Source organism: Streptomyces sp. NPDC101178, from assembly GCF_044767965.1.
Classification (GTDB): Bacteria; Actinomycetota; Actinomycetes; order Streptomycetales; family Streptomycetaceae; genus Streptomyces.
On sequence record NZ_JBIWOZ010000010.1, the window covers coordinates 48,142 to 66,268 of the forward strand.

The 18,127-nt window shown below is 71.6% G+C and carries 17 protein-coding genes; 12 read left to right on the plus strand and 5 right to left on the minus strand.

The features are described 5' to 3' along the window. Positions 1–36 precede the first annotated feature (36 nt). Complete coding sequence (locus ACIRR8_RS26730; protein WP_404069524.1) at positions 37–822, minus strand: amino acid ABC transporter ATP-binding protein; 786 nt, start codon at positions 820–822, stop codon at positions 37–39. A 323-nt stretch (positions 823–1,145) separates the two neighbouring features. Between ACIRR8_RS26730 and ACIRR8_RS26735 the strand changes: the two genes are divergently transcribed. Together ACIRR8_RS26735 and ACIRR8_RS26740 are read left to right on the plus strand one after the other, a co-directional pair. Then, positions 1,146–1,838, plus strand: a complete 693-nt coding sequence (locus ACIRR8_RS26735) for a response regulator transcription factor (RefSeq protein WP_404069526.1) — start codon at positions 1,146–1,148, stop codon at positions 1,836–1,838. A gap of 19 nt (positions 1,839–1,857) precedes the next feature. After that, positions 1,858–3,255, plus strand: coding sequence for an ATP-binding protein (locus ACIRR8_RS26740; protein ID WP_404069528.1), 1,398 nt, complete (start codon positions 1,858–1,860; stop codon positions 3,253–3,255). A 26-nt stretch (positions 3,256–3,281) separates the two neighbouring features. Here ACIRR8_RS26740 and ACIRR8_RS26745 read toward each other — a convergent pair whose 3' ends face one another. Then, entirely contained in the window at positions 3,282–4,280 is a 999-nt protein-coding gene (locus ACIRR8_RS26745; RefSeq protein ID WP_404069530.1) for a TAXI family TRAP transporter solute-binding subunit, read from the minus strand. Between the two features lie 89 nt (positions 4,281–4,369). Here ACIRR8_RS26745 and miaB point away from each other — a divergent pair, with 89 nt between their 5' ends. Beyond that, positions 4,370–5,893: a tRNA (N6-isopentenyl adenosine(37)-C2)-methylthiotransferase MiaB gene (miaB, locus tag ACIRR8_RS26750; protein ID WP_404069532.1), complete on the plus strand. Its 1,524-nt coding sequence runs from the start codon at positions 4,370–4,372 to the stop codon at positions 5,891–5,893. 152 nt (positions 5,894–6,045) lie between these two features. Continuing rightward, entirely contained in the window at positions 6,046–6,750 is a 705-nt protein-coding gene (locus ACIRR8_RS26755; RefSeq protein WP_404069534.1) for a class III extradiol dioxygenase subunit B-like domain-containing protein, read from the plus strand. Between the two features lie 67 nt (positions 6,751–6,817). On the opposite strand, the gene ACIRR8_RS26760 is transcribed toward ACIRR8_RS26755, so the two are convergent. Next, complete coding sequence (locus tag ACIRR8_RS26760; RefSeq protein ID WP_404069536.1) at positions 6,818–7,159, minus strand: antitoxin; 342 nt, start codon at positions 7,157–7,159, stop codon at positions 6,818–6,820. 171 nt (positions 7,160–7,330) lie between these two features. Here ACIRR8_RS26760 and miaA point away from each other — a divergent pair, with 171 nt between their 5' ends. The 6 genes from miaA to hflX all read left to right on the plus strand — a co-directional run bounded on the left by miaA (position 7,331) and on the right by hflX (position 15,413). Beyond that, the gene (gene miaA, locus ACIRR8_RS26765) at positions 7,331–8,269 is read left to right on the plus strand and encodes a tRNA (adenosine(37)-N6)-dimethylallyltransferase MiaA (RefSeq protein WP_404069538.1); all 939 of its coding nucleotides are present in this window, start codon (positions 7,331–7,333) and stop codon (positions 8,267–8,269) included. A gap of 107 nt (positions 8,270–8,376) precedes the next feature. Continuing rightward, entirely contained in the window at positions 8,377–8,817 is a 441-nt protein-coding gene (locus ACIRR8_RS26770; protein ID WP_404069744.1) for a hypothetical protein, read from the plus strand. 89 nt (positions 8,818–8,906) lie between these two features. After that, complete coding sequence (dapF, locus tag ACIRR8_RS26775; protein WP_404069540.1) at positions 8,907–9,779, plus strand: diaminopimelate epimerase; 873 nt, start codon at positions 8,907–8,909, stop codon at positions 9,777–9,779. 188 nt (positions 9,780–9,967) lie between these two features. Beyond that, positions 9,968–12,169: a RelA/SpoT family protein gene (locus ACIRR8_RS26780; protein WP_404069542.1), complete on the plus strand. Its 2,202-nt coding sequence runs from the start codon at positions 9,968–9,970 to the stop codon at positions 12,167–12,169. Positions 12,170–12,240: 71 nt separating this feature from the next. Then, complete coding sequence (locus ACIRR8_RS26785; RefSeq protein WP_404069544.1) at positions 12,241–13,695, plus strand: M1 family metallopeptidase; 1,455 nt, start codon at positions 12,241–12,243, stop codon at positions 13,693–13,695. Between the two features lie 197 nt (positions 13,696–13,892). Further along, positions 13,893–15,413, plus strand: coding sequence for a GTPase HflX (hflX, locus tag ACIRR8_RS26790; RefSeq protein WP_404069546.1), 1,521 nt, complete (start codon positions 13,893–13,895; stop codon positions 15,411–15,413). A 58-nt stretch (positions 15,414–15,471) separates the two neighbouring features. Here the strand turns inward: hflX and ACIRR8_RS26795 are convergent, their stop codons facing one another. After that, entirely contained in the window at positions 15,472–15,921 is a 450-nt protein-coding gene (locus tag ACIRR8_RS26795) for an ATP-binding protein (protein ID WP_404069548.1), read from the minus strand. 176 nt (positions 15,922–16,097) lie between these two features. Here ACIRR8_RS26795 and ACIRR8_RS26800 point away from each other — a divergent pair, with 176 nt between their 5' ends. Continuing rightward, positions 16,098–16,340 carry a DUF6411 family protein gene (locus ACIRR8_RS26800; protein ID WP_404069550.1) on the plus strand — a complete coding sequence of 81 codons (243 nt, stop codon included), beginning with the start codon at positions 16,098–16,100 and terminating at the stop codon, positions 16,338–16,340. 58 nt (positions 16,341–16,398) lie between these two features. Beyond that, positions 16,399–16,779 (plus strand): hypothetical protein, encoded by a 381-nt coding sequence (locus ACIRR8_RS26805; protein ID WP_404069552.1) that lies wholly within the window; start codon positions 16,399–16,401, stop codon positions 16,777–16,779. A gap of 106 nt (positions 16,780–16,885) precedes the next feature. On the opposite strand, the gene ACIRR8_RS26810 is transcribed toward ACIRR8_RS26805, so the two are convergent. Beyond that, the gene (locus ACIRR8_RS26810; protein ID WP_404069554.1) at positions 16,886–18,112 is read right to left on the minus strand and encodes a trypsin-like serine peptidase; all 1,227 of its coding nucleotides are present in this window, start codon (positions 18,110–18,112) and stop codon (positions 16,886–16,888) included. Positions 18,113–18,127 lie beyond the last annotated feature (15 nt).

The window sequence follows — 18,127 nt, forward strand, 5'->3', positions numbered from 1 at the left end:
AGTTTTCCTTATGCCGTAGGTCGTTGTCGACGGTCGTCAGTGGTGAAGGATCTTCGACAGGAAGTCCTTGGCCCGGTCGCTGCGCGGGTTGCTGAAGAACTGCTCGGGGGTCGCCTCTTCGACGATCTTTCCGTCGGCCATGAACACCACGCGGTTGGCGGCCGAACGGGCAAAGCCCATCTCGTGGGTGACGACGATCATCGTCATCCCGTCCCGGGCCAGCTGCTGCATGACTTCGAGGACCTCGTTGATCATCTCCGGGTCGAGAGCCGACGTGGGCTCGTCGAAGAGCATGACCTTCGGGTCCATCGCCAACGCCCGCGCGATCGCGACGCGTTGCTGCTGGCCACCGGAGAGCTGTGCCGGGTACTTGTCCGCCTGCACACCGACGCCGACCCGGTCGAGCAGGGTCCGGGCCTTCTCCTCTGCGGCCTTCTTGTCGGCCTTGCGGACCTTGATCTGGCCCAGCATGACGTTCTCCAGCACCGTCTTGTGCGCGAAGAGATTGAACGACTGGAAGACCATGCCCACGTCGGCGCGCAGCCGCGCCAGCTCCTTGCCCTCCTGGGGCAGGGGCTTGCCGTCGATCGAGATCGCACCCGAATCGATCGTCTCCAAGCGGTTGATCGTGCGGCACAGCGTGGACTTCCCGGACCCGGAGGGCCCGATGACGACCACGACCTCGCCACGGGCGATGGTCAGGTCGATGTCCTGGAGCACATGCAGCGCGCCGAAGTGCTTGTTGACGTCGCTCAGTACGACAAGGTCGTCGCCCGCGGGCGCGGCTTCCTCGGCGGCCTTGGTCACTGAAACTCCGCTCATCGGCTTCTTGCTCCGTCCTCCTCGGGTTCCAAGGACACTAATGACGCGGTGCGACCAGCGTCATTACATCTGAGCGGAAATTGAGCATAACGATCCGGCGGCAACCGGACACTCCGTGTGAAGGGGACGCTACGCGCGGCTCCCGGGCGTACCGGGTGCATAACGGAAACCCTGCTGTAACCGGCAACCCCTTGACTGGCGTACCCGTCATCGGAGTGGATGCCCTGTGCGGCAAATGAACGTGAAGCACCGCTGAACGGAGTGTTTCGGCCAGAGCGGAAGACTCGGCGAGACAGAAGACCCGGCGTACGGAGAGGAGGGCCATGAGACTGCTGCTCGTCGAGGACGACGACCATGTCGCGGCGGCCCTGTCCGCCGTGCTCGCCCGGCACGGGTTCCAGGTCGTGCACGCCCGCAACGGCGAGGAGGCACTGCGCGCGCTCCTGCCCGCGGAGAAGGAGCCCTTCGGTGTCATCCTGCTCGACCTCGGCCTGCCCGACCAGGACGGCTACGAGGTCTGCGGCAAGATCCGCAAGCGCACCGCCACCCCGGTGATCATGGTGACCGCCCGTGCCGACGTGCGCTCGCGCATCCACGGACTCAACCTCGGCGCCGACGACTACGTCACCAAGCCGTACGACACCGGTGAGCTGCTCGCCCGTATCCACGCGGTCGCCCGGCGCGCCACCAGCGGCGAGGACACCGCACCGACGCCCGTCGCCGCTCTGCGCCTCGGCCCCGTCGCGATCGAGCTGCCCACCCGCCGCGTCAGCATCGACGGCACCGAAGTCCAGCTCACCCGAAAGGAGTTCGATCTGCTGGCCCTCCTCGCGCAGCGGCCCGGCGTCGTCTTCCGCCGTGAGCAGATCATCAGCGAGGTCTGGCGCACCAGCTGGGAGGGGACCGGGCGCACCCTGGAGGTGCACGTGGCCTCGCTCCGCTCCAAGCTGCGCCTGCCCGCCCTCATCGAGACCGTGCGGGGCGTCGGCTACCGGCTCGTCGCGCCGTCCGCGTAACCGGCCGGTACGTTCCCCGGTGCGCACCCGTCTCCTCCCGCTGCTCATCACCCTCATGGCGGCCGTCCTGCTCACCCTCGGCTTCCCGCTCGCGGTGAGCGTGGCCGCCGCCGAGCAGCAGCGCCTGGTCATCGACCGGATCGACGACACCGCCCGGTTCGCCGCCCTCGCCCAGCCGATCACCGACACCGTCCCGGCCTACGACGAGCGCCGGCTGACGCTCGCCACCGACCTGGAGGTCTACGCCTCGGTGTACGGGATCCGGGCCGGCGTCTTCTACCGCAACGACCTGGCCCTGGCGAAGGCCCCGGAGGGCTGGATGCTGCCCGCCGAAGGAGAGGGGCGGACCGCCTTCAACGAGGCGCTGCTCGGCCGCCGTTCGCACGACCCTCCGCAGGTCTGGCCCTGGCAGGACGGCCGGGTCGTCGTCGCCTCGCCCGTCGTGCGCGACGGCGACGTGGTCGCCGTGGTCGTCATCGACTCGCCCACCGACGAGATGCGCTCCCGGATTTTGCGGACCTGGCTCCTCATCGCCCTGGGCGAGGCCCTGGCCATGCTGGTCGCGGTGGGCGCCGCCGTCCGGCTCACCGGCTGGGTGCTGCTGCCGGTCCGGGTCCTGGACGCGGCCACCCACGACATCGCCGTCGGCCGCATGCGCTCCCGGGTCGCCGCCTCGGGCGGACCGCCGGAGCTGAGGCGGCTGGCCCGGTCCTTCAACGAGATGGCCGACAACGTGGAGGACGTACTGGAGCAGCAGCGCGCCTTCGTCGCCGACGCCTCGCACCAGCTGCGCAACCCGCTCGCCGCGTTGCTCCTGCGCATCGAGCTCCTCGCCCTGGAGCTGCCCGACGGCAACGAGGAGATCGCCGCCGTACGCACCGAGGGCAAGCGGCTGGCCCGGGTCCTGGACGATCTGCTCGACCTGGCGCTGGCCGAACACGCAGAGGCGGACCTCCAGCTGACCGACATCGTCCCGCTCACCGCCGAGCGCGTCGCCTCCTGGCGCCCGATGGCGGAGGAGAAGGGCGTGCGCCTCGTCCAGGACGGCGCCCCGGCCGCCACCGCCTGGGCCGACCCCGTGGCGCTCTCCAGCGCGCTGGACGCGGTCATCGACAACGCCCTGAAGTTCACCCCTGCCGGACAGGACGTACGGGTCACGGTGGCCGCCGGAACCACCGCGACCACCGTCGTGGTCGCCGACCGGGGGCCCGGCCTCACCGAGCAGGAGCTGGAGCGCGTCGGCGACCGCTTCTGGCGCTCCACCCGCCACCAGAACGTGAACGGGTCCGGGCTCGGCCTCTCCATCTCCCGCGTGCTGCTCGCGGCGGGCGGCGGCTCGATCACGTACGAGAGCCATGAGCCGCACGGGCTGCGGGTCACCGTCTCCGTGCCGCGCGAGCTGCCGCACACGCCCTGAGGGCCACGTCTGCCGGCGAAGACGGCTCAGGGCTTGACCGAGCGGTAGTAGCGCTTGGCGCCGTCGTGGACCTCCAGCGGGTCCGTGTAGATCGCCGTCCGCAGATCCACCAGCTGCGCCGCGTGCACCTCGCGGCCGATCCCGTCCCGGCTGTTGATCACGGTACGGGTGAAGGCCTCGGTCATGGCCGGATCCGTGCGGTCCGTGGTGATGAGCAGATTGGCGACGGCGACGGTGGCGACCGAGGTGCCGCGCTGGGCGAAGCGGTAGGCGTCGGCGGGGATCGTGGCCGACCGGTAGTAGCGGGCGGAGCCGCCGTTCGACTGCAACTCCTTGACCAGGGCCTCGTCCAGCGGCACCAGCTTGATCGCGAACCGCTGCGAAAGCTCCTGCACGGCTCCCGTCGGGAGCCCGCCGGACCAGAAGAAGGCGTCGAGGCCACCGGCGATCAGCCGGTCCGGCATGGTGTCGATGCCCGCCGACACCGCCGTCACGTCCTGCTTCGGATGGACGCCCGCCGCGCTCAGCAGCCGGTCGGCGACCAGCCGCACACCGGAGCCCTCCTGGCCGACGCCGACCCGCTTGCCGCGCAGGTCCGCGACGCTGCCGATGTCGGAGTCGCGCGGTACGACCAGCTGGACGTAGTCGTCGTAGAGCCGTACACAGCCGCGCAGCAGATGGGCGCCGGGCCTTCCGTCGCGTACATAGGTGGCCACGGCGTCGGCGGTGGCGATGGTGAAGTCCGCCACACCTGTCGCCACCCGCGCGAGGTTCTGCTGGGAGCCCTCACTGGTGAGGAGCTTTATCGACACCTCGGGCATGTCCTTGGCAAGAGCGCCTTCCAGCCGTTCTCCGTACCGCTGGTAGACGCCGCTCGGCACCCCCGTGGAGAAGGTCAGCGACCCACTGGGGGTCCGTTCTCCCAGCGGCAGGAGCCACCACGCGAGCAGCCCGAGCACGACCGCGAGAACGGCGCCCGTCTGCAGGGTGCGGCGTCGGCCGAATCGGGACAGAGCGTGGAGCATGCGGGCGATCCTGCCAGCTCACCGCCCCTGTGACCAGGCCCGGCCGGGCAGGGACGAAGGCGCGCCCGCCCACCGCCTACCCTGGTCACATGAGCAGCGGCAACCGGAGCGAAGAAGCAGTGGACGTCCAGAAGAGCTACGAGGTGCGCACCTACGGGTGCCAGATGAACGTCCACGACTCCGAACGGTTGTCGGGCCTCCTGGAGGACGCCGGTTACGTACGCGCTCCCGAGGGCGCCGACGGCGACGCGGACGTCGTCGTCTTCAACACCTGCGCGGTGCGCGAGAACGCCGACAACAAGCTCTACGGGAACCTCGGCCGGCTCGCCCCGATGAAGACCACGCGCCCCGGGATGCAGATCGCCGTCGGCGGCTGCCTGGCCCAGAAGGACCGCGACACCATCGTCAAGCGCGCCCCCTGGGTGGACGTCGTCTTCGGTACGCACAACATCGGCAAGCTGCCCGTGCTGCTGGAGCGCGCCCGCATCCAGGAGGAGGCGCAGATCGAGATCGCCGAATCCCTGGAGGCCTTCCCCTCCACGCTCCCCACCCGCCGCGAGTCCGCCTACGCCGCGTGGGTCTCCATCTCCGTCGGCTGCAACAACACCTGCACCTTCTGCATCGTCCCGGCCCTGCGCGGCAAGGAGAAGGACCGCCGCACCGGCGACATCCTGGCCGAGATCGAGGCCCTGGTCGCCGAAGGCGTGTCCGAGATCACCCTGCTCGGCCAGAACGTCAACGCGTACGGCTCCGACATCGGCGACCGCGAGGCCTTCTCCAAGCTGCTGCGCGCCTGCGGGACGATCGAGGGCCTGGAGCGCGTCCGCTTCACCTCGCCGCACCCGCGCGACTTCACCGACGACGTCATCGCCGCCATGGCCGAGACGCCCAACGTGATGCCGCAGCTCCACATGCCGATGCAGTCCGGCTCGGACCGCGTCCTCAAGGCGATGCGTCGCTCCTACCGCCAGGAGCGCTTCCTCGGCATCATCGAGAAGGTGCGCGCCGCGATGCCGGACGCCGCCATCTCCACCGACATCATCGTGGGCTTCCCCGGCGAGACCGAGGAGGACTTCGAGCAGACGATGCACGCGGTCCGCGAGGCGCGTTTCGCCAACGCGTTCACCTTCCAGTACTCCAAGCGCCCCGGGACCCCGGCCGCCGACATGGACGGCCAGATCCCCAAGGAGGTCGTGCAGGAGCGGTACATGCGCCTGTCCGCCCTCCAGGAGCAGATCTCCTGGGACGAGAACAAGAAACAGGTCGGCCGCACCCTGGAGGTCATGGTCGCCGAGGGCGAGGGCCGCAAGGACGGCGCCACCCACCGCCTCTCCGGCCGCGCCCCCGACAACCGCCTGGTCCACTTCACCAAGCCGGACCAGGACGTGCGCCCCGGCGACGTGGTGACCGTCGAGATCACCTACGCCGCACCGCACCACCTGCTCGCCGAGGGCACCCCGCTCGCCGTACGGGCCACCCGGGCGGGCGACGCCTGGGAGAAGCGCACCACGGCGGCCGCCGCCAAGCCGGCCGGAGTGATGCTCGGCCTGCCGTCGATCGGGGCCCCGGCCCCGCTCCCGGCCGCCGCGGCCCCGGCCTGCGGGATCGGCTGACGGCTCCGGGCGGCGGGCTCTGGGCGACAGGTCCGTACGGGGAGGGTCCGCGCCCCGGCCCGTAAGGGGGGTTCCCCGCCCCGGCCGGTGCGAGGAGGTCGGCGTCCCGGTCCGTACGAGGGGTTACGAGCACGGCAAGTACCCTGACCGGCATGCTTGTCGCCGCCGCCGTGTGCCCCTGTCCGCCGCTCCTGGTGCCCGAGGTCGCCGCCGGGGCCGCGCCCGAACTCGACACCGCGCGGGCCGCGTGCCTCGACGCTGTGGGAGTGCTCGCCGCCTCCCGTCCCGATCTGCTCGTGGTCGTGGGGCCGGGGGACGGCCGGGAGTACCCGGCGGGCGGACACGGCTCCTTCCGCGGCTTCGGCGTCGCCCTGGACGTCACCCTCGGCGCACCGGACCCGGCCGCACCGGGGCCGGCGCTCGCGGACTCGCTCGCCGTCGGCGCCTGGCTCCTGGACCGGGCCCGCTGGACCGGCGCACCGGTCGAAGGGCTCGCGGTCGACGGGCGCGGCCCCGCCGCCGTGTGCGCCCGGACCGGACAGGAGCTGGCCGCCCGCGCCGAACGCGTCGCGCTCCTGGTGATGGGCGACGGCAGTGCCTGCCGCACGCTCAAGGCGCCCGGCTACCTGGACGAGCGGGCCGAGGCCTTCGACGCGCGGGCGACCGAGGCGCTGGGCTCCGCTGACCTGGCCGCACTCGACGCGCTGGACGAGACACTCGCGTACGAACTCAAGGTGGCCGGCCGGGCGCCCTGGCAGCTGCTCAGCGGTGCCGCGCGGGGAGCGGGCCTCGCAGGCCGGCTGCTGTACGAGGACGCGCCCTACGGGGTCGGCTACACCGTCGCCGCCTGGTCCTGACCCGAACGCACCGACGGCGGCACCGGAGTCCTCCGGTGCCGCCGTCGGTGGCCTTGCCGCCGCCTGCTCAGTGGGCGGGCGGGGGAGGAGGCGGGGTCGTGCCAGGAGTGCCGGGCGTACCCGGAGCACCAGGGGCGCCGCCGGGTGTGCCATGGGCGCCGGGCGTACCGGGCGTGCCGTGCCCGCCGGGGGTGCCGCCGTCCTTCTGGCCCAGCTTGTCCACGGCCTCCTTGGCCTTGCGCGTACCCGTGTCGATCTTGTCGCTGTACTTGCCCTTGGTCTTCTGGTCGACCGTGCGCGCGGCCTTGTCGAGACCCTGCTCGATCTTGCCCCCGTGCTGCTGCGCGAGGTCGCCGACCTTCTCCTTGGCCGGGCCAAGCTTGGCCTTCAGGTTGTCCAGGAACCCCATTGGGTCACCTTCCGTGCAGTGAGGACGGTCTGCGGGAGCGTTCTCCCTCTCCCATTGTCCGTCACCTGTCCCTTCCTGCCGATTTTACTCGCCCTTTAGCGTTTCCCTGATGCCCTTCCACGCTTTCGGCGGTGTGGCGGGAGCCCCCCGGGGATTTGGGAGACTGTCCCGGTGAACCGTCCCGCTTCAGCCCCCCGTGTCATCACCGTCGTCGGCCCCACCGCGGCCGGAAAATCCGATCTGGGGGTCCTCCTCGCCCGGGAACTCGGCGGCGAGGTGGTCAACGCCGACTCCATGCAGCTCTACCGGGGCATGGACATCGGTACGGCGAAGATGACACCCGCCGAGCGTGCGGGCGTCCCGCACCACCTGCTGGACATCTGGGACGTCACCGAGGCCGCCAGCGTCGCCGAGTACCAGCGCCTGGCCCGGCTGGAGATCGACCGGCTGCTCGCCGAAGGCCGGACACCGATCCTCGTGGGCGGCTCCGGACTGTACGTGAAGGGCGCCATCGACGCCCTGGAGTTCCCCGGTACGGACCCCGGGGTGCGCGCCCGCCTCGAAGCGGAGCTGGCCGAGCGCGGCTCCGGCTTCCTGCACCAGCGGCTCGCCGCCGCCGACCCCGACGCCGCCCGGTCCATCCTCGCGAGCAACGGCCGCAGGATCGTCCGCGCTCTCGAAGTCATCGAGATCACCGGCAAGCCCTTCACCGCCAACCTCCCGGGCGACGAGCCGGTCTACGACGCCGTGCAGATCGGCGTCGACGTCGAGCGCCCCGAACTGGACGAGCGCATCGCCGTGCGCGTCGACCGGATGTGGGGGGCGGGCCTCGTGGACGAGGTGCGTGCCCTGGAGGCGTCCGGACTGCGCGACGGGCTCACCGCCTCACGGGCCCTCGGCTACCAGCAGATCCTCGCGGCGCTTGCCGGGGAGTGCACCGAGGAGGAGGCGCGGGCCGAGACCGTGCGCGCCACCAAGCGCTTCGCGCGCCGGCAGGACTCCTGGTTCCGCCGCGACCCGCGCGTCCACTGGCTCGGCGGCGGACAGGCTGACCGGGAAGAACTCCCGCACCGGGCGCTGACGTTGATCGAACGAGCGGTCACAGCCTGATCACGTGATGGCATCGGGACGCTCAGGCAGTCAATTCGGCACCCGTGATCGTGCCATCATCGAGCATCGATCCACCAGTGGAGTCCGAGTAGGGAGGGCGCGTGGCGATGGAGGCCGGCCCTCGCGACACGGAGCAGTACGACGTACCGCCGCCGCGGGAGATCGCGGGGCGGCTGAGTCCCGACGGGCCCGACGAGCAGGACGTGGCCCCGGAGGTCGAGGTCGAGCTGCGGCCCGCCCGCAGACTGCGGATCTGGCAGCTCGCACCCATCATCACGCTGGCCGCCGTCGGCTCCCTGATGTTCGCCTTCCCGCTCGCCTTCGAGTTCGGTGACGGCGGTGCCGTCGTCGCCATGCTGGGGCTCCTGATCAGCTGCTGTGCGGCCGGCTGGGGCATGATGGCGGCCCGCCGCGTCGGCCACACCTGGCCCGGCCTGCCCGCCAGGGGCTCCGCCGACCGCATCGACTGGCGTGTGATCGCGCTGTACGTCGCCACAGGTGCCGGACTGGTCGCCCTCGCCGTCTGGCGCGTGGCCCGCCTGCGCTGACGTCCTCGTCAGCGGCCCGGGGCGTCCTCGGATGAGGCCCGGCGGGTCCGGCCTCGCCGACTGCCAGCGGTGGCTCGTACAGTTGCCCTGTGAGCACTTCGCAGATCACCTTCCTCAAGGGTCACGGCACCGAGAACGACTTCGTGATCGTCCCCGACCCGGACAACGCCCTCGCGCTGCCCGCGTCCGTCGTCGCCCGGATCTGCGACCGCCGGGCCGGTATCGGCGCCGACGGTGTGCTCCACGTGGTCCGCTCCGCCGCCCATCCAGAAGCCCGGGACATGGCCGCCGAGGCCGAGTGGTTCATGGACTACCGCAACGGGGACGGCTCGATCGCCGAGATGTGCGGCAACGGGGTGCGCGTCTTCGCGCACTACCTCCAGCGCGCGGGCCTCGTCGAGCAGGGCGGCATCGCCGTCGCCACCCGCGGCGGCGTCAAGCAGGTGCACCTCGCCAAGGACGGCGACATCACCGTTTCCATGGGCCGTGCCCTCCTCCCCGAGGAGAGCGCCACGGTCGCCGTCGGGGAGCGCAGCTGGCCCTCCCGCAACGTCAACATGGGCAACCCGCACGCCGTCGCCTTCGTCGAGGACCTGGCCCACGCCGGCGACCTGCTCTCCGCTCCTCCGGTGAGCCCCGCCGCGGTCTACCCGGACGGCGTCAACGTCGAGTTCGTCGTCGACCGGGGCCCGCGCCACGTCGCCATGCGCGTCCACGAGCGCGGCTCCGGCGAGACCCGTTCCTGCGGCACCGGCGCCTGCGCGGTGGCCGTCGCCGCCGCCCGCCGGGACGGCACGGACCCCGCGGTGACCGGCCTCCCCGCGACGTACCGGGTGGACCTCCCCGGCGGCACGCTGACCATCACCGAGCACCCGGACGGCTCGGTCGACATGACCGGCCCGGCCGTGATCGTCGCAGAGGGCACCATCGACCCGGCGTGGCTGGAAATGGCCACCGGCTGACCGGCAAGCGCCGCTCGGCGCCCCCGGCTCGAAACGGTGATCGGTCCGTGCTTCGCTCGAATGGGTGATCCGTTTCACGCTGGGCGAGAGCCGGACTGCGCCACGTGGTGGGGTCGATAGCATCAAGCACCGGCCGGGAGAAGCGTCCGCCTCTCCCCACCGCCGGTCGACGCCGCCGGAGGTGCCCCATGAGTGCAGAGGCCGCCGATCACGCCGCTGTGCCCCGCAGGCGGAGCCGGCCCCGGATCGATCTGCGCAGACTGGGCCGCGTGGCGCTGCTCGGCCCCGTCCCGCGCGACCGCCTGTCGGACGCCATCGGCCATGTCGCCGACGCGCACCGGGCCCACCACCCCGACGCCGACCTGACCATCCTCCACCGCGCCTACGTCCTCGCCGAGTCGTCGCACCGCGGCCAGATGCGCAAGAGCGGCGAGCCGTACATCACGCACCCGCTCGCCGTCACGCTCATCCTCGCCGAACTCGGCGCCGAGACCACCACGTTGACGGCCTCGCTCCTCCACGACACCGTCGAGGACACCGAGGTGACGCTCGACCAGGTACGGGACCAGTTCGGCGAGGAGGTCCGCTATCTCGTCGACGGCGTCACCAAACTCGAAAAGGTCGACTACGGCGCCGCCGCCGAGCCCGAGACCTTCCGCAAGATGCTCGTCGCCACCGGCAACGACGTCCGGGTCATGTCCATCAAACTCGCCGACCGGCTGCACAACATGCGGACCCTCACCGTGATGCGACCCGAGAAGCAGGCCCGGATCGCCAAGGTCACCCGCGACGTCCTCATCCCGCTCGCCGAACGGCTCGGCGTCCAGGCGCTCAAGACCGAGCTGGAGGACCTGGTCTTCGCCATCCTCGACCCTGAGGAGTACGAGGACACCCGCACCCTCATCGCCGCCGCCACGGGCCAGGCGGACCCGCTCTCCACCATCGCCGACAACGTCCGTACGACCCTGAGGGAAGCGGGGATCAGCGCCGAAGTCCTCATCCGGCCGCGTCACTTCGTCTCCGTCCACCGGGTCCGCCGCAAACGTGGCGAGCTGCGCCCCACCGACTTCGGCCGGCTGCTCGTCCTGGTCGGCGAGGACGCCGACTGCTACGCCGTCCTCGGTGAGCTGCACACCTGCTTCACGCCGGTGATCTCCGAGTTCAAGGACTTCATCGCCGCGCCCAAGTTCAACCTTTACCAGTCGCTGCACACCGCCGTCGTCGGTCCCGAGGGCGCGGTCGCCGAAGTCCTCATCCGTACGCACCGGATGCACAAGGTCGCCGAGGCGGGCGTCGTCGCCCTGGGCAATCCGTACGCCCACGACGGCACCCTCGCCCAGCAGGCCGAACCGTCCGACGAGCGCGCCGACCCGACCCGGCCCGGCTGGCTCTCCCGGCTGCTGGCCTGGCAGGAGTCCGCCACCGACCCGGACACCTTCTGGACCACGCTCCGCGCCGACCTCGCGCAGGACCGCGAGATCACCGTCTTCCGCACCGACGGCAGGACCCTCGGCCTGCCCGCCGGCGCCAGCTGTGTCGACGCCGCCTACGCGGAGCACGGGGAGCGGGCGCACACCTGCATCGGAGCGCGGGTCAACGGGCGCCTGGCCACCCTCTCCACCGTCCTCAGCGACGGCGACACCGTCCAACTGCTGCTCGCCCAGGACACCGCCTCCGGCCCGTCCCCCGAGTGGCTCGACCACGCCCGTACGCCCGCGGCCCGGATCGCGATCACCGCCTGGCTCTCCGCCCACCCGGAAGCGGCCCTTCCGGAAGCCGCAGACCCTGATGCCGCAGACCCTGATGCCGTCCCTTCCGAAGGCCCTGAGGCCGACGAGGACGGCACCGACGGTCGTACGGAACCGGCAGCCGACGGCCCGTACGCCACCGCACAGGTCCGCACCCGGTCCGGCGGACGCGCCTCAGGCGTCGTCGTCGACGGCCCGGGGAGCCCCACCCGGCTGGCCGGCTGCTGTACGCCGGTGCCGCCGGACGACGTGGTGGGCATCGTGGTCCGGGGCGGTGCCGTCACCGTGCACCGCCAGGAGTGTCCCGCCGTCGCCCGGATGCGGGAGATCGGCCGCGCGCCGGTCGCGGCCCGCTGGCGCGCCGAGGACGGCGGGCATGACACCGCTGCCTGCCGGGTCACGCTCGTCGCCGAGTCCTTCGGCCGGCCCCGGCTGCTCGCCGACCTCACCGAGGCCATCGCCACGGCCGAAGCGGCGATCGTCTCCGCCACCGTGGAGCCGCCGAGCGAACAGCGCGTACGGCACACCTACACCCTCCAGCTCCCCGACGCCGCCGGACTGCCCGCCCTGATGCGGGCGATGCGCGAGGTCGCCGGGGTCTACGACGTCAGCCGCGCCCAGCACCCGGCCGCCACCGGCTGAGCCCCGCCCCGTTCGGGTGGTGCGGCGCGCGGCACCACCGGGGAGGCCTCCGGCGCTGATAGCGGTAGTCCATGCCGCACCTCTCCCGCCGCCTGCGGGCCGCCCTCCTGGCCACCGCGTCGCTCACCCTCGTCGCCGCCGCCCTGCCCGCCCCCGAGCCGCTCGGCATCGGTGACCGGCTCTTCCCCGAGCTGGGCAACCCCGGCTACGACGTCCTCGCGTACGACATCGCCTTCACCTACCACGGCAGCAACACCAAGCCCCTGGACGCCGTCACCGAGATCAGGGCCCGCACCACCGCACCACTGGACCGCGTCAACCTCGACTTCGCCCGGGGCACCGTGCGGGGCGTCGAGGTCAACGGGCAGACCGCCGACTTCGGCAGCAAGAACGAGGACCTGGTGATCCAGGCCCCCCGACGCCTCCCCGCAGGCGTACCGCTGAACATCACCGTCCGGCACACCAGCGATCCGGCCGGAACCTCGGGCAACGGCGGCTGGATCCGGACCGCCGACGGCCTCGCCATGGCCAACCAGGCCGACGCCGCCCACCGGGTCTTCCCGAGCAACGACCACCCCTCCGACAAGGCGCACTTCACCTTCCGCATCACCGCCCCCAAGGACCTCACGGCCGTCGCCAACGGGCTGCCCGCCGGCCACACCCGCAACGGCGCCACGACCACCTGGACCTACCGCACCGAGCACCCCATGGCCACCGAGCTGGCCCAGGTCTCCATCGGCCGCTCCCACGTCCACCACCACACCGGCCCGCACGGACTGCCGCTGCGCGACGTCGTCCCGGCCGCCGACCGCGAGAGGATGGAGCCCTGGCTGAAGAAGACCCCGGCCCAGCTGGAGTGGATGGAACGACGCGTCGGCCGCTATCCCTTCGAGTCGTACGGAGTCCTCGTCGCCGACAGCCGTATCGGCTTCGCGCTGGAGACCCAGACCCTCTCGCTGTTCGGGAAGTCCTTCTTCACCGAGCCCGCCTACCCCGAGTGGTACGTCGACTCCGTGATGGTCCACGAGCTGGCCCACCAGTGGTTCGGCAACAGCGTCTCGCCCGCCACCTGGTCCGACCTCTGGCTCAACGAGGGACACGCCACCTGGTACGAGGCCCTGCACGCCGAGGAGAACGGCGGCTGGACCCTGGAGCGGCGGATGCGCGAGGCGTACAAGCTCTCCGACGGCTGGCGGGCGGACGGCGGCCCGCCGGCGCACCCGGACGGCCCGGCCGAGGGCGAGAAGCTGAGCCTCTTCAGGCCGGTCGTCTACGACGGCAGCGCCCTGGTCCTCTACGCGCTGCGCCAGGAGATCGGCACGGCCGCCTTCGACCGGCTGGAGCGCGCCTGGGTCCGGATCCACCGGGACGGTACGGCGACCACCGCGGACTTCACCCGGCTGGCCTCGGGCATCGCGGCACGGGACCTGACGGCCTTCTTCGAGAGCTGGCTTTACGGGAAGAAGACGCCGCCGATGCCCGGCCACCCCGACTGGCGGGCGGCGGAACCTGCTGCCACCCCTTGAGGACTGGGGAAAACCCCAGTGACGGGCCCGGTGGGGCCGTGCCACTATCGACAGGTCGGCACGGCGGACGGCCCGGGACCCCGACCGGAACCGCGACCGGAACCTGATCGGAATCCCCGGGTGGGAATGGTCGGGAATCATCCGGACAGATCACACGTTGTGACTGACGTAAAGAACTCTCTCGACGTAAGGATCCAATGACCTCCTCTTCTTCCCTTCCCCAGGACGCGCAGGACGCGCGGAGCGCCACGGAGAACACCCCCGAGAGCCTCACCGAGAGCCTTCGGGCCGACGCCCTGATGGAAGAGGACGTCGCCTGGAGCCAGGAGACCGACGGAGCGCGCGACGGCGACCAGCTGGACCGCTCCGAGCGTGCCGCGCTGCGGCGCGTGGCCGGTCTCTCCACGGAGCTCGAGGACGTCACCGAGGTCGAATACCGGCAGCTGCGCCTCGAGCGCGTCGTGCTGGTCGGTGTCTGGACCTCGGGGACCGTGCGCGACGCGGAGATCTCCCTCGCGGAGCTCGCCGCCCTCGCCGAGACCGCGGGCGCGCTGGTGCTCGACGCGGTGTACCAGCGGCGCGACAAGCCCGACCCGGCGACCTACATCGGGTCCGGCAAGGCGCTCCAGCTGCGTGACATCGTCCTCGAATCCGGCGCCGACACCGTCATCTGCGACGGTGAGCTCAGCCCGGGCCAGCTGATCCACCTGGAAGACGTCGTCAAGGTGAAGGTGGTCGACCGGACCGCGCTCATCCTCGACATCTTCGCCCAGCACGCCAAGTCCCGGGAGGGCAAGGCGCAGGTCTCGCTGGCACAGATGCAGTACATGCTGCCGCGGCTGCGCGGCTGGGGTCAGTCGCTCTCCCGTCAGATGGGCGGCGCCGGGTCCGGCGGCGGTGGCGGTATGGCCACGCGTGGTCCCGGTGAGACCAAGATCGAGACGGACCGGCGGCGGATCCGCGAGAAGATGGCGAAGATGCGCCGGGAGATCGCGGAGATGAAGACCGGCCGCGAGATCAAGCGGCAGGAGCGCAAGCGCAACAAGGTGCCCTCCGTCGCCATCGCCGGATACACCAACGCCGGAAAGTCCTCGCTGCTCAACCGCCTCACCGGAGCCGGCGTCCTGGTGGAGAACGCCCTGTTCGCCACCCTGGATCCGACCGTGCGCCGGGCCGAGACACCTAGCGGCCGGATCTACACCCTCGCCGACACCGTCGGGTTCGTACGGCACCTGCCGCACCACCTCGTCGAGGCGTTCCGCTCCACCATGGAGGAGGTCGGCGAGTCCGATCTCATCCTGCACGTGGTGGACGGCTCACACCCGGTGCCGGAGGAGCAGCTCGCCGCGGTCCGCGAGGTGATCCGGGACGTCGGCGCGGTGAACGTGCGCGAGATCGTCGTGATCAACAAGGCGGATGCGGCGGACCCGCTGGTCCTCCAGCGGCTGCTGCGCAACGAGAAGTACGCGATCGCGGTCTCGGCCCGGACCGGCGAGGGCATCGGCGAGCTGCTCGCGCTCATCGACGCCGAACTGCCGCGCCCGTCCGTCGAGATCGAGGTGCTCGTGCCGTACATCCAGGGGGCGCTGGTCTCCCGGGTGCACGCCGAAGGTGAGGTCCTCTCCGAGGAGCACACCGCCGAGGGCACGCTGCTCAAGGCCCAGGTCCACGAGGAGCTGGCGGCGGAGCTCGGGACGTTCGTCCCCGCCGCGCACTGATCACCGCACGGCTCAGGCCGGAGACGGAGACGCCCGACCGGGTCCGCCCGGCCGGGCGTCAGTCGTTCCCGGGGGCCCCGCGTCCGGCGGCAGCGGAGTCCTCGTACCCCGGAGGTACGAAGCACGCCGTCACCGTCTTGCCGTCCCGCTGCGGGTGGTGCTGCCAGCTGTCGGCCAGCGCGTCGACGATGGCCATGCCGCGGCCGCCGAGCGCGTCCGGCTCCGCGTCGCGCGGTGCGGGCGGCTGCGGACTGGAGTCGTGGACGCTGACGTGCAGGCACGCGCTGTCCCAGGTCAGAATGAGCTGGGCGTCGCTGCGGGCGTGCTTGTGCGCGTTGGTGATGAGCTCGGAGACGGCGATCAGCACCGAATCCACGGTGTCGGGCGAGTTCTTGGCCCACTCCAGGCTCTGCAGGTGCTCGCGCGCCCAGTGGCGCCCCGCTCGCACTCCCTGGGAGATGGGGAAGGACTGCGCCCAGCCCACCGCCCTCATCGTGGAATCGGTCATCGCCATGCCTCTCGATCGCGGCCGTACGGGGATCCCGGCGCTCGGTTGTCCTCCGTGTACCCGCCGGAGCGCGGAACACCGTCCCGCCCGAGCCGCGAAGCCGTCGAGACCGGCGGTGATTGGAGGACTGAGCATCGGGCACACGACGGCAGCACGCACCTAGCAAGGAGAAAATGATGATGATCGTCGGAATAGTTGCCGTCTGTGTAGTCCTGGCCGTGCTGGCCTTCCTGGTCCCCAAGTTCTCCCGCCGCCCGGAGCGCGGCACCCAGCGCACGCTGGGCCTGGGCTCCCGCGCGGGCAGCAAGGCGCCGGGTCCGCTGGGCCGGCTCTTCAGCAAGCCGTTCCGCAGCAGCTCCAAGGCGGTCGGCCGCAGCGGCTCGGCCGGTCGGCGTGCCCGTAGCCACATGCCGTTCTGACGGCATGCGCCCGCACGCGTTCACGCCGGTAGCCGTGCCCGTCGGGCACTATGGCCGGATGGACGCCGATCAGCCGGAGCGGACCCCCGACGGCCGGTACATCGTGGTGAAGGGCCGTCGATGGCGGGCCACCGACCCGGAGATCCCCGAGGATGTCGCCGCCGGTCTGCGCCGCCACCTGATGGCGGCCCGGCGCGCGGTGGCCGCCTCCCACCGGAACGCGGACCCCGCGGCCGAGAAGCTGGCCCGGAGCCGGGTGCACACGGCCAAGGTGGCCCTCGGCGAACGCGGCACCCCGTGGTGGGAGCAGTCCCTCGCCGAGCGGCGCCGCCGCTGGGAGGCCGGGGCCGCGGAACTCGACACCGGGAAGCCCGGACAGCGAACCGCCCGGGTGACCGGCGAAGAGAGCCGGTCACCCGGGCGGAAACGGTCCAGCTGACCCGCGTACGACGGCCGCTTCGCACTGACCCGCGTACGGCGGACGCTTGTACCGACCTGCGTACAGCGGTCGCTTCCTGCCGGCCCGCGTACGGCCGTCACGCGGCCTACTGGCCCGCGTACTTCTCGCTGACCGCGCGGTAGACGCCCTCGGCCTCCTTGCCCAGGCGGGGGCCGGCCAGCCAGCCCGCCGAGAGCGGGCCGATCGAGGTGTTGGAGACCAGCGCGGGCTGCCCGTCCTGGCCCTGTGCGACCCAGCCGCCGCCGGAGGAACCGCCGGTCATCGTGCAGCCGATGCGGTACATCGTCGGTTCGTTCTGGCGGACCGAGAGGCGACCCGGCTTGTCCTCGCACCGGAGCAGCTTCTGGCCGTCGAACGGCGGCGCGGCCGGGTAGCCGGTGGCCGCCATCGACGGGATCTGCGGAACGGCGGGAGCGTTGAAGTCGACCGGCAGCGCCGAACCGACCGTCTCCTCAAGCGACTTGCCCGTCGAACCCTTCTCCGGCGTCACATGCAGCACCGCGAAGTCGTACGGAGCGCCCTGCCCGCCGGTCGCCGCACCTTCAGCGATCCACTGCTCGGAGGTCTGGGCCCACCGGCCCCACCACACACCGTACGGAGCGATCTTCTCCTTGGGCGCGGTCTCCAGCTCGGCCAGCGACAGGCCGTCGTTGTTGTACGACGGGACGAAGGCGATGTTGCGGTACCAGCCGCCCACCTTGCCGGCGTGCACACAGTGCCCGGCGGTCCACACCATGTTGGACTTGCCGGGGTTGGCCGGGTCCTTCACCACGGTCGCCGAGCAGACCATCGAGCCCTTGGGGCCGTCGAAGAGCAGCTTCCCGGACGCCGGCTCGCTGTCGTGGTACGGCGTCGCGACACCGGCCGCCTGTACAGGGGCGGGTGTCGGGTCCGTCACGCCGTCGTCGCCGGAGATGTCGTTGTCGACCGGGTTCTCCGGGGGCTTGTCGGCCTCTCGCATCCGGTCCGGGTCCCAGAGGCCGTCGATGATCGGGTTGACGAAGTCCTTGGCCTCACGCAGCCACTTGTCCTTGTCCCAGTTCTTCCACTCGCCGTCCCGCCACTTGTCCGGGTCGATCCCGTGCTCCTTGAGCCGGTTCTTCAGGTCGTCCGGGATGACGACCTTGCCGTCGGAGGTCGGGTCGGCCGAGGCGCTGGGCGTCGTACCGCCCGCGTTGTCCTCCTCCGGACCGCAGGCGGTGGCGGTGAGCGCCAGGACGGCGACGGCCGCCGTCGCGGCGAGCACGCCACGCGGCACGCGCCGTACGCGGCTGCCGCGGCGTGCGGTGTCGGTCGGGCGAACGGTTCGCATCTGGTGATCCCCCTG